The organism is Arthrobacter sp. GW460-12-1-14-TSB2, from assembly GCF_059423525.1.
The window spans coordinates 1-13,850 of the sequence record NZ_JBWKYC010000042.1 but is presented as its reverse complement, the minus strand read 5'-3'; the positions used below and the strand labels follow the sequence as shown (position 1 = coordinate 13,850).

Genomic DNA, 13,850 nt, shown 5'->3' with positions numbered 1-13,850 from the left:
GGCCGCTGCCTCAGCTACTCCACCATCGACGACGCCGCCCGCATCGGTGACGCCGTGAAGGAAGTAACCCGCGTCCTCGGCCGGAGGCCGCTGGGAATCCTGGTGGGAACCGGCCCGGAGGCCGGCCAGGCGGAAGCGGTGCTTCGCGCCCGCGGTGTGAGGCCCGTCCGCACCACGCTCCGGCCGGCCGCCGTCGTTCCGACGCTCGCCGGCTCTGTCCTCCCGGCCGCAGGAATCGTCTTCGACGACGGCAGCAGCATGAATGGCGACCTCGTGGTCCTGGCCGAGGAACGCGTGGCGCGGGACGGCCTGGCGGCCAGTGCAGGCCTGGAGACGGCTGCAAACGGCGGCATTGTGATCGGCCAGGACTTCCGGACCTCCGTCCCGGGAATCTGGGCCATCGGCGACGCCGCCTCCTACGACGGCGTCCGGCTGGGCCTCCTGGTGGCCTCCGGCTCCGCCGCGGGGGCCTGCGCAGCCCAGCTTATGCAGGCAACGCTGCAGGCGCCTGTGCAGGCTGCCGCGTAGCATCGTTGTGGCAAGATGGTCACCTGAGAAGCCACGAAGAAAACGGCGCCTGTTGCCCACGAGGCCCGGCAGGCCCACCAGGAAGGACCACCATGAGCAACGAAGCCACCGCGGCCGGCACACCTGACGCCGCCGCCGCGGGAGTCACCGCACCCGGGGCCACAGCATCGGCAGAAATAGCCTCCTTCATCGACCACACGCTGCTGAAGCCGGAGGCCAGTGAAGCGGAGATCCTCAAGGTCTGCTCCGAAGCCGCCGAATACCACTTCAAATCCGTTTGCGTGAACCCGGTGTGGGTCAAGACCGTCAGCACCGCGCTCAAGGGTTCGGGCGTCCTGACCTGCTCGGTGGTCGGCTTCCCTCTGGGAGCCACGCCCACCGACGTCAAGGCCTTCGAGGCCCGCGGCGCCGTGCTCGACGGGGCCGACGAGGTGGACATGGTCATCAACATCGCAGCCGCCCGCGCCGATGACAAAGGCGCGCTGGTTGATGACATCAGGGCCGTCGCCGAGGCTGTGCACGGCAGCGACGCGATCCTGAAGGTGATCATCGAGACAGCCCTGCTGAGCGATTCCCAGAAAGTCCTCGCCTGCGAGGCGGCGGTGGAGGCCGGAGCGGACTTCGTCAAGACATCCACGGGATTCAACGGCGGCGGCGCCACCGTTGAAGACGTGGCCCTGATGCGCCGCACGGTGGGCCCGGATGTCGGGGTCAAGGCCTCCGGCGGCGTGCGTTCGCTGGCTGACGCGCAGGCTATGATTGCAGCAGGTGCAACACGTATAGGCGCCAGTTCCGGCATTGCGATCGTCAAGGGTGAACAGGGTTCGTCCGCGTACTGACCTGGTCCGGAAACGCCACAGTTTTTTGAGCCCTTCGGGGCGTTTTGAGCCCTGCGGGGCCGAGGAGGAATGAATGTCCAAGACCGTTGATAGCCCCAAGACCCCTCAGAACGAGAACAGCCTTGCCGGGAGCATCGCCGTTTTCGCAGTCATGATGGTCCTGTTCCTCGGCTCCATCTACTCGCTGTCCTTCCTCACGCTCGGCAACCCGTGGCCGATGGCCGTCTGCCTGGTCCTGTTCGCGGCAGCGTTCTGGATCCCGCAGACCATCCTGGGCCGTTCGGATTCGGCCGGCGAGCACTAAGCCTTCGAACTTAAGCGCCTGAAGCCCCCGGATTTTCCGGGGGCTTCAGCTCTTTAAGCGGCCGGCTGCTTAGTCGGCCGGCCGCGCCGCTGGCTGCAGTGTGCGGCTAACCGGCGCCGAACAGGCTGCTGACAAGGGTGCTTCCGAGGGCAAGTGCGGCCGGGTAATGCGCCTTGGCCAGCGCCCAGGCGGCCACGCACATCCCCACCATGGCGTAGGCGCTCACCGGAATCAGCACAAGCCACTCGCGGCGGGAGCCGGCCCGTCCCAGCAGGGGGATCGAAAACGCCCCGTTGGCCTTCCAGACGTCGTTGAGCACCGGCAGCTTCCGCAGGAACCTGGGCGGCTTGATCACGATCGGCCAGAGCAAGGGGACTCCCCCGGTGGTGATCATGTCTCCGACGATGTGGACCACCACCCCGGTGAGCATGGAGACCGGCAGCCAGGTCCATTGATCCGGCGCGAACCAGGTGACGAGGCCGGCCATGGTCAGGGCGAAGAGCCAGTTACTGATGAAGCCTGACTTGGGGAAGAGTTTGAGGGCCTTGGCGGCGATGTTAATCATGAACATGCAGAGCAGGCCGGCGCCCACGGACAGCAGGCCCCAGTCCGTGTGCAGCTGGATCTGCCCGGCAATGGTGGCCAGCAGCACGAAAAAGGCCGCCCCGAGTACGGAGTGCGTTCCCTGTCGGTGGCCGCCGCTGGCATTTTCGATCCCGACGGCAATCACGTTCGAGAGCGGCGGCAGCGAATTGGCGACCGTGCTGTGCCGGTGGTCCCAGTCGCACACCAGCGCGGTTCCAGCCGTCGCCATGCCGCCGATCAGGATTCCGGTGGCGTCCAGCGGGTACCAGCCCAGAGTGTACGGCCCTGTTGAGGCAATGGCTACCCACGCCGCGGCTCCCGACGCGGCGTGATGTCCTCCCATCATCCTTTTATTTCACCGCCGGTGTCGCAGATACAGCGGCATCAGCGAAGATGTTCCGGATGACCCCGTTGGCCCACTCCAGGATCTCGGCGTCCTGCAGGTCCCGGCCGCCGATCTTGGCGGTCTTCGGTTTGGGAATGAGCACCGCGTCGAGGGCGGGCTTGGACTGCGCACCGGGGTACATGCGGTTGAGCCGCATGGTCTTGGATTCGGGCAGCTGCGCCGGGGAGAACTTGATGAAGTTCCCCTGCAGGGCGACGTCGGACAGCCCGGCTTCGCGGGCTCCCACCCGGAAGCGCGCGACGGCGATCAGGTTCTGCGCGGGCAGCGGCGGTTCGCCGTAGCGGTCCACGAGTTCGGCCAGGACCTCGTCGATCGCTTCGTTCGTGAGCGCGGAAGCGAGCTTGCGGTAGGCCTCGAGGCGCAGCCGTTCGCCCGGCACATAGTCGTGGGGCAGGTGGGCGTTGACGGGCAGTTCGATCTTCATTTCGGCGGCCTTCTCCTCAGCCTCGCCACGGAAGTCCGCCACGGCCTCGCCCACCAAGCGAATGTAGAGGTCGAAGCCCACGCCCTGGATGTGGCCGGACTGTTCGCCGCCCAGCAGGTTGCCGGCGCCGCGGATTTCGAGGTCCTTCATGGCCAGCTGCATGCCTGCGCCGAGCTCGTTGTGGGTTGCCACGGCCTTGAGCCGTTCCAGCGCCACCTCGCCCAGCGGTTTCTCGGAGGGGTAGAGGAAGTACGCGTACGCACGTTCGCGGCCGCGGCCCACGCGTCCGCGCAGCTGGTGGAGCTGGGAGAGCCCGTATTTGTCAGCACCGTCCACAATCAGGGTGTTGGCGTTGGAGATGTCCAGCCCGGTTTCAATGATGGTGGTGCACACCAGGACGTCGAAGCGCTTCTCCCAGAAGTCCACGATGATCTGCTCGAGCCGACTTTCGGACATCTGGCCGTGGGCCACCTCCACGCGGGCTTCAGGCACCAGCTCGCGGATCTTGGCGGCGGTCCGTTCGATGGTGGACACCCGGTTGTGGACGAAGAACACCTGGCCCTCGCGCATCAGTTCCCGCCGGACCGCGGCGGAGGTCTGCTTGTCCGTGTACGGGCCAACATAGGTCAGCACCGGGTGGCGTTCTTCCGGCGGAGTGGCCAGGGTGGAGGTCTCGCGGATCCCGGTCAGGGACATTTCCAGGGTGCGCGGAATCGGCGTGGCGCTCATGGCCAGGACGTCCACGTTGGTGCGCATCTTCTTCAGCGCTTCCTTGTGTTCGACGCCGAAGCGCTGCTCCTCGTCCACGATCACCAGGCCGAGGTCCTTGAATCCGAAGTCCTTGGACAGCAGCCGGTGCGTGCCGATCACAACGTCCACGGAACCTGCCTTGACGCCGTCGGCGGTTTCCTTGGCCTCCTTGCCGCTCTGGAAACGGGACATCGGCTTGACGACCAGCGGGAAGCCGGAGAACCGTTCGGTGAACGTCTCGTAGTGCTGCTGGGCCAGCAGCGTCGTGGGGACCAGCACGGCCACCTGCTTGCCGTCCTGGACGGCCTTGAACGCGGCCCGGACGGCGATCTCGGTCTTGCCGTAGCCCACGTCACCGGAGATCAGCCGGTCCATCGGGATCTCGCGCTCCATGTCAGCCTTGACCTCATTGATGGTGGTCAGCTGGTCCGGCGTCTCCACGTAGGGGAAAGCCTCTTCCAGCTCGCGCTGCCACGGGGTGTCCGGGCCGAAGGCGTAGCCGCGGGACGCCATCCGGGCCGAGTACAGCCGGATCAGCTCGCCGGCGATCTCCTTGACGGCCTTGCGGGCCTTGGACTTGGTGCTGGCCCAGTCCGCGCCGCCCATCTTGCTCAGCGCCGGGGTGTCCCCGCCGACGTAGCGGGTGACCTGGTCCAGCTGGTCGGTGGGGACAAAAAGCCGGTCCCCCGGAGCGCCGCGTTTGGACGGGGCGTATTCCAGGACAAGGTATTCGCGCACGCCGTCGCCGCCTCCCGCCACCTTGCGCTGGATCAGCTCCACGAACCGGCCGATGCCGTGCTGTTCGTGCACCACGGAGTCCCCGGACACGAGCTGGAGCGGGTCCACGGCGTTCCGCCGCTTGGACGGCATCCGGCGCATGTCCTTGGTGGAACCGGCGGACGTGCGCCCCAGCAGGTCCGCTTCCGTCAGCAGGCCAAGCTTGAGGCCGTCCAGCACAAAACCCCGTCCGACGGCGGCGGTGGTCACCTCGATGATGCCCGCCTGCGGCTCGTCATCCAGCGAGTCCACCCGGGCGCAGGGGATGTCGTTGTCGTGGAACAGTTCAGCCAGCCGCTGGGCCGGGCCGGGACCTTCCGTGACAACCACAAGTCGCCACTGGTCGCGGACGTGCGAACCGATGAACTCCATCATCTCGGCGACGTCGCCCTGGTAGCCGCGGGGTTCCCGGGCATGCAGGTTGAGGACGTTGATGTCCGGGGTCAGCTCTTCGTCGGTGGCCAGCGAGGTGATGGACCACCACGAGACCTCCTGGCCCAGGGCTGCGGTGCGGGTCTCCGTCAGGGAGCGGAAGCTTGCCGAATGCAGGGCAGCCGAGGCCGCGGAACTGAGGTCCAGCGGTGCGGTGCCGCCGTCGGACGCCGTTGACCATGCAGCTTCCAGGAATTCCTCGTTGGTCGCGGCCAGGTCGTGGGCGCGGGTGCGGACCTTTTCGGGCTCGATCACCACGGAGATGGACCCGGCGGGCAGCTGTTCAACGAAGGGCACCATGGCATCCACCAGGACGGGAGCCAGCGATTCCATGCCTTCCACCGCGATGCCGCCGGCGATCTTCTCCAGCATGTCCGCAGCGGCGGGCAGCTGTGCCTTCAGTGTCGCTGCCCGGGACATCACGGACGGGGTGATCAGGATTTCGCGGCACGGCGGGGCGTGCAGTTCCGTGGGGTGGTGCAGGCCGGGCGAGGACAGGGAGCGCTGGTCGGCAACGGCGAACCAGCGCATCTGGTCCACCTCGTCGCCGAAGAACTCGACCCGGATGGGATGGTCCTCGGTGGGCGGGAAGACGTCCAGCATGCCGCCGCGGACGGCGAATTCGCCGCGGCGGGACACCATGTCAACCCGGGCGTAGGCGGCGTCGGCCAGGCTCTTGACGACGCTGCTGAAGGGAGCCTCCTGGCCGACCTTAAGGGTTACGGGAACCAGGTCGCCCAGGCCGGCCACGATCGGCTGCACCACGGCGCGGACGGGAGCCACCACCACGCGGAGCGGTCCTCCCGAGGCTGTGCCCGGGTGGGCCAGCCGGCGCAGCACTGACAGGCGGCGGCCAACGGTGTCCGAACGCGGGGACAACCGTTCGTGCGGGAGTGTTTCCCAGCTGGGGAATTCGGCCACGGAATCGGCCGGCAGGAAGGCCCGCAGCGCCGCGGTGAGGTCCTCCGCCTCACGGCCGGTGGCGGTGACGGCCAGGACCAGGGGCGCGCCGCCGTCGTCGTGGGTGGCCGCACGCGAAGCGCCGGCGGCTGCATGCGTGGCTGCGAGGCCGTCCGACATTTCCGCCAGCAGCGCCGCGCGGAGGCCTGCCGGCGCGCTGATCTGGTAATCCTCGCTGCGGGTTCCGAAACCCCGGGACGCTTCAGCCTGCACGCGGGCAAACGTTGTGTCTCCGGCGAGCGCGCGGCGAAGGCCTGTGAGTGACGGGCCGTTGAGGCTCATGGCAGAAGCTCCTGAAATGATCACGGGAAAGCAGGCAACACGAAAACCCGAAATTCGCGAGAATCCCGGGTCTTCCCAGCCTACCGCGACGGCGGAGCGGTGAGTACGCTCCTCCGGAAGTCCGGCGATGCAGCCGGACCCGATTGCTAAGCTGGCTGTGCATCGACGCACTCCGCTTTCGTTCCAAGGAGATCCACATGAACGGCATCCCGAAAACCGTGCTTGTCACCGGCGCCACCGGCTATATCGGCGGACGCCTGGTCCCCCGGCTCCTCGAGGCGGGGCACACGGTGAAAGTGGTCGTCCGGACTCCCGCCAAGATCGCCGGCGTGCCATGGCTGGATCAGGTTGAGGTCATCCAAGGCAGCCTCGACGACGGCGGCATGCTCCGGGCAGCGCTGGACGGCGTCGACGTGCTCTACTACCTGGTCCATTCAATGGCAGCCGGCGCCGGCTTCGAGACCAAAGAAAAGGCGATGGCGGAGACTGCCGCCACGGCGGCCGCCGACGCCGGGGTGGGAAGAATCGTCTACCTCGGCGGCCTCCACCCCGAAGGCGCGAAGCTGTCAACGCACATGCGTTCCCGGGAAGCCGTCGGCAAAGTCTTCCTCGCGAGTCCGGTGGACGCCGTCGTGTTCCAGGCGGGCGTCGTGATCGGGTCCGGATCGGCGTCGTTCGAGATGATCCGGCACCTCTCCGAGACCCTCCCCCTCATGCCGGCCCCGAGCTGGGTCCGGAACCGGATCGAAGCGATCGCCGTCAGGGACGTCCTGTACTACCTTGTCGCAGCAGCGTCCCTGGAAGAGCACATCAACCGCACCTTCGACATCGGGTGCCGACAGGTCCTCACCTATGCGGCCATGATGAAGGAGTACGCCGCCGAGGCCGGCCTGCCGTACCGCGTGGTGCTCGCGCTGCCCATCCCCGCACCGAAACTCGCCGGCATGTGGGTGGCCCTGACCACGCCGATTCCCCTGTCTATGTCCCTGCCGCTCGTCGAATCGCTCCAGCACGACGCCATCTCAAGGGAACACGACATCGACGACTACATTCCGCTGCCCGAGGGCGGACTGACACCGTATCGGCGTGCCGTGTCCCTCGCCCTGGGCAAGGAACGCGACGCCCAGGTGGAAACGACGTGGGCCAGCGCCGGTGCCGACGCAGACCCGCTGCCGAGCGACCCGGAATGGGCCGGACACCGCGTGTACGTGGACGAGCGAAGCTATTCCAGCCCGGTGGACCCCCGGTTCGTCTGGACCATCATTGAGGGGATCGGCGGCCGCAACGGCTGGTACTCCCTGCCGCTGGCGTGGCGGGTCCGCGGCTGGCTGGACAAGCTCACCGGAGGGGCAGGCCTGCTCCGGGGCCGCCGGCACCCGCACCTGCTCGCCGAGGGCGAAGTGGTGGACTGGTGGCGTGCCGAACGGATCGAGCGCGGCCGGCTGCTGCGGCTACGGGCGGAGATGCGCGCCCCCGGCCGTGCGTGGCTGGAGCTGTCGGTGGAGCCGGACGGGACGGGCAGCCGCTACCGGCAGCGCGCCATCTTCTTCCCGAAGGGCCTCAGCGGCAAGCTGTACTGGCTGGCAGTCCTGCCGTTCCACAGCGTCATTTTTCCCGCTATGTCGCACAACATCACTGCCGCTGCGCAAAAGCTGGCAGAGGCCGAATCGGAGTCCGCCGCGTCCAGCACATAGGATGTGGAAGGCAAAAAACCGATGCCCCATACCCCCAACCCCATGGAGGAACAATGGCACTGAGTGCTTCCACCACCCTGCCCCACAGCGTCGACCGCGTGACCGCTGTGTTCGCCAACGAAGACTTCCAGCGCCACACCAGTGAACTGGTGGGCGGAACCCTTGAATCGTTCAAGGTCGACGGCGATCTTGCCGGCGCTTTCAGCACCACCTCGGTGCGCACCCTGCCCACCACCCGTCTGCCGGAGATTGCCCGCAAGTTCGTGGGCGACAGCCTGAAGGTAACCCAGCTGGAGACGTGGGACGCCCCCGCCGCCGACGGCTCCCGGCAGAGCAGCATCAGCCTGAAGATCGCTGGTGCCCCCCTGGACGTCAGCGCCGTGCAGCGGCTTGTCGCCGACGGCGGCAGCACCCGCGTCGAGCTCGAAGGCAATGTGACGTCTTCTGTTCCGTTCCTGGGCAGCAAGATTGCCGATGCTGCCGAGCCCATGGTGGGCAAGGCCCTGAACATCCAGTCCCAGCAGGCGCAGGCCTGGCTGGAAAGCCACTAATCCCGTGCAGCTTCCCGTTGCCCTCGCCTGGGTCCTGATTATTGCCGGCGTCTGGTCACTGGTGGTCTGGCCCCAGTTCCTCAAAAGGGTGATGAAGGATCCGCGGGCACGTGACGCGGCCGGCAAGGCGACCAGGTTCCTCACCGTGCACGTGGTCCTGGTGTCCGTTTCGATGGTGCTTGGCGCCGCCACGGCGGCAATCGGCATCGCCGGCCTCGTCGGCTAGCGAACCGGCTGTTCCGTTCCTTCCGGCCGGCGCCCTGCCGGCCGGAAGGAACGGCCCAAACCTGCCTGCGCGACTTCCAAAGCTATGCGGCGCGCCCACCCCCCAATGGACCTATCCGAACACAACCAGGGAGCACCCCGGCCACCCGAGTACTCTGGACGGCAAATGGAGTAGGAGGGGGCGTAGATGAAGTGGACAACACGCTGTTATCTGAACGTGATAAGCCGTAAATTTCTGCTATGGACGCGCAAGATATGGAACGGGTTTGGCACGGTAGCCACCGGAAAATCGACCGCCGAAATTGGTCGTTGTATTTCGCACTGACCCTATTGGGGCTTATCGCGTGGGTAATTGTTGTATTTCCCCACTAATCTTATATTTAGACACTTCAATCTAAGCTCCGGCGGGTCCCCACCTACCGGAGCTTTACTTTAGGCAAGCTGATATCTCCGCACCGAAAGTTCACCGGAGCGGGTTACCGGACAAAATCGGAGAAGCCGGCCATGATGGTCAGCACCGTGAGCACCACGAGAGCTAACACGCAGACTATTTCCGCCCTGTGAATCCTGTGCTGCGTTTGCCGCACTTCAATGTCGTCCTGGCTATCAACCATATTTAGAGGCTACTGGCCCCTCCGGCACGCCACTAGAGTAGTCACTACTCGTCTTTATCCCCATTGCCGCGCGCTCTTCACATCAAGCTCACCATGCCATAAAGTGGCAGTAAGATCGGCGATCGGCTCAGCGACGTTTGTCTCAGGATTGAAGTACGTCCTCAGGATTGAACTACGTCCCAGGAGAGCTGAGAACAGTGGCCGCTGAAGGATTTTCAAATACCCGTTTCCTCACAGTTTCCGAGGTCGCAGAAGTCATGCGGCTGTCCCGGATGACCGTGTACCGGCTCGTCAAAGCGCACGACCTCCCGGCCGTCCGCTTCGGCCGCTCCTACAGGGTCCCGGAGCACGCGATCGAAGACTATGTGCAGCACCACTCAACGCTCGCGGACGACGAGCATCCGGAAGCCGGCAAGACCTAGCGGCCGGAGGCTACGGCCTGCCGCAGCGCGTCCTCGGCAGCCACCCACGCCAGCATGGCGCATTTGACCCTGGCCGGATACTTCGCCACTCCCGCCAGGGCCGCCGCATCACCCAGAATCTCGTCGTCCGGCTCAAGCCGGCCGCGTGAGCGCATGAGCTCCCTGAAATGGCCGATCATTTCCTCCAGCTCAACCGGCGATGCACCTTCGGACAATTCGCTCAATATTGAGGCAGAGGCCATTGAGATGGCGCAACCGTCGCCATGCCAGTGGATGCCTTTCACCGTTGGCTGGCTTCCTGCCGCTTCCAGCTCCAGGCGCAGCGTAATTTCGTCACCACAGACCGGGTTCAGCTGATGGCACTGTCCCACGCCCGGCTGGTCAGGCATTGACGTGGCCTCGTCAGCCGTCAGGTCGGACCCGCTGCGGGACTTCGCGTGCTCCAGGATCAGCTGCTGGTACATCGCATCAAGTGCGCTCATTTGGATGCCCCCGTGCCCGCTACGCCGAAGTAGGGCCTGACCTGGGCCACAGCCTCCAGCAGGAGGTCCACTTCGTCGGTGGTGTTGTACAGGTAGGTACTCGCCCGGGTGGTGGCCGTCAGGCCCAGCCGGCGGTGCAGCGGCTGCGCGCAGTGGTGACCGACGCGGACGGCGATCCCCTTGCTGTCCAGGTACTGCCCGACGTCGTGTGCGTGCACTCCGGCAACATCGAAGGCTGCCAGTCCGAGCCGTTCCACGCCTGCCGCCGGGCCCACGACACGGATTCCGTCAATGGCGCTCAGCCCTGTGACCAGGCGCTGGCCAAGGGAGGCTTCCCAGCCGGCAATGCGTTCCATGCCGGTTTCCTGGAGGTAATTGGCGGCGGCGGCGAGCGCCACTGCCTGCGAGATGGGCTGGGTGCCGGCTTCGAACCGCTGGGGCGCAGGAAGGTATTCGGCCTTCTCCATCGTGACGGTGGTGATCATGGAGCCCCCGGTGAGGAACGGTGGCATGGCGTTCAGCAATTCCCGCCGCCCATACACTCCGCCGATGCCCGTGGGCGCCAGCATTTTGTGGCCGGAGAAAACGGCAAAATCGACGTCCAGGGCTTTGAAGTCCAAGGGCAGGTGCGGCACCGACTGGCAGGCGTCCAGTACTACGAGGGCGCCCGCTGCCCGGGCCAGCGCCACGAGCTCGGCAACCGGGTTGATGGTTCCAAGCACGTTTGAGGCATGCGTGAACGCCAGGATCCTGGTTCGTCCCGTGATAAGCCGCGCAGCCTCCTCAAGCCGCAACGCGCCGTCGTCGTCGATGGGGATGAACTTCAACGTGGCACCGGTGCGCCGGCAGAGTTCCTGCCAGGGAATAAGGTTCGCGTGGTGTTCCATCTCCGTCACCAGGACCTCGTCCCCCGGGCCAAGGGCGAAACGGCCGGCCTCACCGCGGACGGGTCCGACGCTGGCATTCGAAAAGGCGTAGGCCAGGAGATTCAGCCCCGCGGTGGCATTCGCGGTCCAGACCAGTTCGTCCTCTGCCACGCCCACAAAGCCGGCCACGGTGGCCCGGGCGTCTTCGAACGCGTCCGTGGCCTGGACAGCAAGGTGGTGGGCACCCCGGTGCACGGCGGCGTTCCGCAGTTCATAGAATTCCTGCTCGGCTTCGAGCACGCTTCTGGGGTTCTGTGACGTGGCGCCGGAATCCAGGTACACAAGGGGCCTGCCATTGACTTCCTGGTCCAGGACGGGGAAGTCGTTGCGAATTCGCAGGACCTCGACATCACTTAGCGCGACCTGGGCGGCTGCGGTGGCGGAAGTGGATACCATGACCAAACTGGAGCTCCTTGATAGGCAAGACCTGCCGACGGCTCGCCGCCACAGGCAGGCACACCGCTTGCGTCCGCGGTGCTACTCCTCAATTGTCCCACTATTGCCCGGCACCGTTTATGTGCGCAGCGTCACTACCGTGTGCCGTCCAGGCTGTGCCAGAGTTCAGCGAGCTCCTGGCGGCGGGAAACCCCCAGCTTGCCGTAGATCCTTTGCAGATGCGCGTTCACTGTGTTCACTGCGATCCCGAGTTCCTCCGCTACACGTGCACTTCCCATCCCGGTGACAACAAGTACTGCCACTTCCCGCTCCCGTTGCGAGAGCTTGGCGGGATCCGCGGCCTGCCGCTTCATTTCGGCTGGCCCGCGGTGGCTGGCGCCGGTCCGGCCGAGGGATTCGAGTCCGGGGCCGGGAACGACGTTCAGAAGGTCCAGGGACTCGCCAGGCACCGGACCGGTGTTCCCGTCACTCGACCACCGCCAATCCGGCAACCCGTCGGCGGCCTGGTCAAGCGCCGCACCTTCCGGCCGTCCCGCGACTCCGAGGTTCAGCAGTTCCCGTGCCCGGCGGCCCCTGGCGCCGTCAGCCGCCTTGGCCGGCTTCCGAAGCATCCTTTGGGGTGGCCCGGCGGTTCCGGTAACGGCCGGACGTGCCACGGCCGCGTACGTTTCAGCCAGCCGGGCCGCGACGTCGCCGTCAACCGCGCGGTCGTCCCCGGCCAGGTCGTCCCCGGCCCGGTCCTCGGCGGGCGCCGGTGCACCAGTCGGTCCAACCGCCGGCAGCTGTGCCAGGTCCCACGTCAGCCACTCCGCAGTGGCCTGCGCGCCCAGGGTGAGGGCCAGCAGATCGTCCGGCTCACCGGCTGTACCGCCGTCAGCGCCGGACACACGCAAGGGGATGCGGCCGGCAGCGGCATGCCGGCAGAACATCATGGCCCGGAAAAGTTGCAGGGGTCCGCCCGGGTAGCTCATCCACCTGTTGCGGCCGGCACGCTTTTCGGCGCTCCCGGCGTCGGCACCCTGCCCGAACCTGGCCAGGTTGGACGCATGGATGGTGAGCACCATGGAGTGGAAGTCGACGCTGCACCGCGGCAGGCGCTCCACCGCGTTAAGCGCCCGGGTGGAAAGCTCGACGGCGTCAGCGGACCTGCCCCGCACGGACAGCCCCTGTGAGGCCAGTGCCAGAAGCAGAATGCCGGCGTGGGTGCCCGGCGCCTCGTTGCTACCGGGACTGCCTCCGTCGCAGAAACCGGCCGGGCAAAGCCGGTGGAACAGCTCCCCGCCCGTGCCGGGCCAGTTTCCCTCCCTCGACTCCAGGTAGAGCTGCAGGACGTCCAGCTCATCCTGGACTGCGTTTTGGTAGGTGTCGGCGGCCGTATCTCCAATAGAGGCAGCCGCTGCGAGGGTCAGCCGCCGCCTCGCACTGTCCAGCACGGATTGGAGCGCGTCGCGACCGGGATTCATCGGCAGGAGTGCCTGCAGGAGCAGGGCAACAGCCCGTGCGAACTCCATGCTCAGCACTGCGGGGGTGGTTTCCACGAGGCCGCGGAGAACGTCGGCACTCTGGCCGTACTTGTGGGAGTGGAACAGGGCCCGGGCGGCCTCCGTCTGTGCCATCAACCGGAGCTCAGGTGCCTTGACGGATTCGGATGCCTTCAGGGCACGGTCGCTGTCGTAGAGATTGTTTGCAGCGGTGGCCACGGCCAGGAGGTCCAGGTCTGCAACAGCTGCCCCGGATTCCAGCGCCGCTTCCACCCGGCGAAAGAGGTCCCACAACGGTTCCTCTCCCGGCCGGCCGGAGAAGCGGGGCCTCCTGCCGTGCAGATCCGCTTCGCTGCGCAGGTCCAGGGGCCCGGTCCCACCCGGAAAGAGCCGGGCTGCACTGGTCTCGGCTTCGTGGTTCAGGGTAACGTCGGCCCCGCCGTCGCTCCTGATCTGCAGCCGGATGACATGACCTTGTTCCAAGGCGGCCAGGGCGTCCGGTGGCACCGCCCTGGCCAGGATGGACAGTGGCGCCGGATCACCGGCTGCCAGGAAGTCGACCACCTGGCGCTGCTCCGGCGGAAGCGCTTCTATCCGCCTGCGGGCCAGGTCGATTTGGCGTGATTCCGACGGGTCCAGCGGCTGGACGATGGCGCAACTGCCGCCGCGCTCCACAATCCGGCCACCCGCCAGGGCTTCCTGGACGAGCCAGCTGGCCGTTAGCGCATTGGCGCCCGATGCCGCATGGATGTCGCGCACCAGGGTGGGCGCG

Annotated in this window: 13 protein-coding genes; 7 read left to right on the top strand and 6 right to left on the bottom strand. The window is 66.6% G+C overall.

Features of this window, described 5'->3' with window-relative positions:
• From AC07YR_RS23005 to AC07YR_RS22995, 3 genes are all read left to right on the top strand, one after another.
• A partial coding sequence (locus AC07YR_RS23005) for an FAD-dependent oxidoreductase (RefSeq protein WP_494735382.1) occupies window positions 1-528 on the top strand: 528 nt, incomplete at its 5' end.
• Between the two features lie 92 nt (window positions 529-620).
• Window positions 621-1,367, top strand: coding sequence for a deoxyribose-phosphate aldolase (deoC, locus tag AC07YR_RS23000; protein WP_436057091.1), 747 nt, complete (start codon window positions 621-623; stop codon window positions 1,365-1,367).
• Between the two features lie 73 nt (window positions 1,368-1,440).
• Entirely contained in the window at window positions 1,441-1,671 is a 231-nt protein-coding gene (locus AC07YR_RS22995; RefSeq protein WP_436057090.1) for a hypothetical protein, read from the top strand.
• A 106-nt stretch (window positions 1,672-1,777) separates the two neighbouring features.
• On the opposite strand, the gene AC07YR_RS22990 is transcribed toward AC07YR_RS22995, so the two are convergent.
• Together AC07YR_RS22990 and mfd are read right to left on the bottom strand one after the other, a co-directional pair.
• On the bottom strand, window positions 1,778-2,602 hold the full coding sequence (locus tag AC07YR_RS22990) for a metal-dependent hydrolase (RefSeq protein ID WP_200939390.1): 825 nt from the start codon (window positions 2,600-2,602) through the stop codon (window positions 1,778-1,780).
• Between the two features lie 4 nt (window positions 2,603-2,606).
• Window positions 2,607-6,287: a transcription-repair coupling factor gene (mfd, locus tag AC07YR_RS22985; protein ID WP_494735381.1), complete on the bottom strand. Its 3,681-nt coding sequence runs from the start codon at window positions 6,285-6,287 to the stop codon at window positions 2,607-2,609.
• 197 nt (window positions 6,288-6,484) lie between these two features.
• On the opposite strand from mfd, the gene AC07YR_RS22980 reads away from it, so the two are divergent.
• From AC07YR_RS22980 to AC07YR_RS22970, 3 genes are read left to right on the top strand one after another with little or no spacing between them, the layout of a single operon-like run.
• A complete protein-coding gene (locus AC07YR_RS22980) occupies window positions 6,485-7,981 on the top strand; it encodes an SDR family oxidoreductase (protein ID WP_436057088.1) in 1,497 nt (498 codons plus the stop codon).
• Window positions 7,982-8,034: 53 nt separating this feature from the next.
• Window positions 8,035-8,532, top strand: coding sequence for a DUF2505 domain-containing protein (locus AC07YR_RS22975; RefSeq protein ID WP_436057087.1), 498 nt, complete (start codon window positions 8,035-8,037; stop codon window positions 8,530-8,532).
• A 4-nt stretch (window positions 8,533-8,536) separates the two neighbouring features.
• Window positions 8,537-8,758 carry an SCO4848 family membrane protein gene (locus AC07YR_RS22970; RefSeq protein WP_436057086.1) on the top strand — a complete coding sequence of 74 codons (222 nt, stop codon included), beginning with the start codon at window positions 8,537-8,539 and terminating at the stop codon, window positions 8,756-8,758.
• A gap of 475 nt (window positions 8,759-9,233) precedes the next feature.
• On the opposite strand, the gene AC07YR_RS22965 is transcribed toward AC07YR_RS22970, so the two are convergent.
• A complete protein-coding gene (locus AC07YR_RS22965) occupies window positions 9,234-9,371 on the bottom strand; it encodes a hypothetical protein (RefSeq protein WP_156037236.1) in 138 nt (45 codons plus the stop codon).
• A gap of 197 nt (window positions 9,372-9,568) precedes the next feature.
• On the opposite strand from AC07YR_RS22965, the gene AC07YR_RS22960 reads away from it, so the two are divergent.
• Window positions 9,569-9,793 carry a helix-turn-helix domain-containing protein gene (locus AC07YR_RS22960; protein ID WP_011691098.1) on the top strand — a complete coding sequence of 75 codons (225 nt, stop codon included), beginning with the start codon at window positions 9,569-9,571 and terminating at the stop codon, window positions 9,791-9,793.
• Here AC07YR_RS22960 and sufU read toward each other — a convergent pair.
• The 3 genes from sufU to AC07YR_RS22945 all read right to left on the bottom strand — a co-directional run.
• The gene (gene sufU, locus AC07YR_RS22955; RefSeq protein ID WP_436057085.1) at window positions 9,790-10,275 is read right to left on the bottom strand and encodes a Fe-S cluster assembly sulfur transfer protein SufU; all 486 of its coding nucleotides are present in this window, start codon (window positions 10,273-10,275) and stop codon (window positions 9,790-9,792) included. The two genes, AC07YR_RS22960 and sufU, sit on opposite strands and share 4 nt — an antisense overlap.
• Complete coding sequence (locus AC07YR_RS22950; RefSeq protein WP_436057084.1) at window positions 10,272-11,603, bottom strand: aminotransferase class V-fold PLP-dependent enzyme; 1,332 nt, start codon at window positions 11,601-11,603, stop codon at window positions 10,272-10,274. Before AC07YR_RS22950 ends, sufU begins: the two co-directional genes overlap by 4 nt.
• A gap of 128 nt (window positions 11,604-11,731) precedes the next feature.
• On the bottom strand, window positions 11,732-13,850 hold a 2,119-nt coding region (locus AC07YR_RS22945), incomplete at its 5' end, for a helix-turn-helix transcriptional regulator (RefSeq protein WP_494735380.1).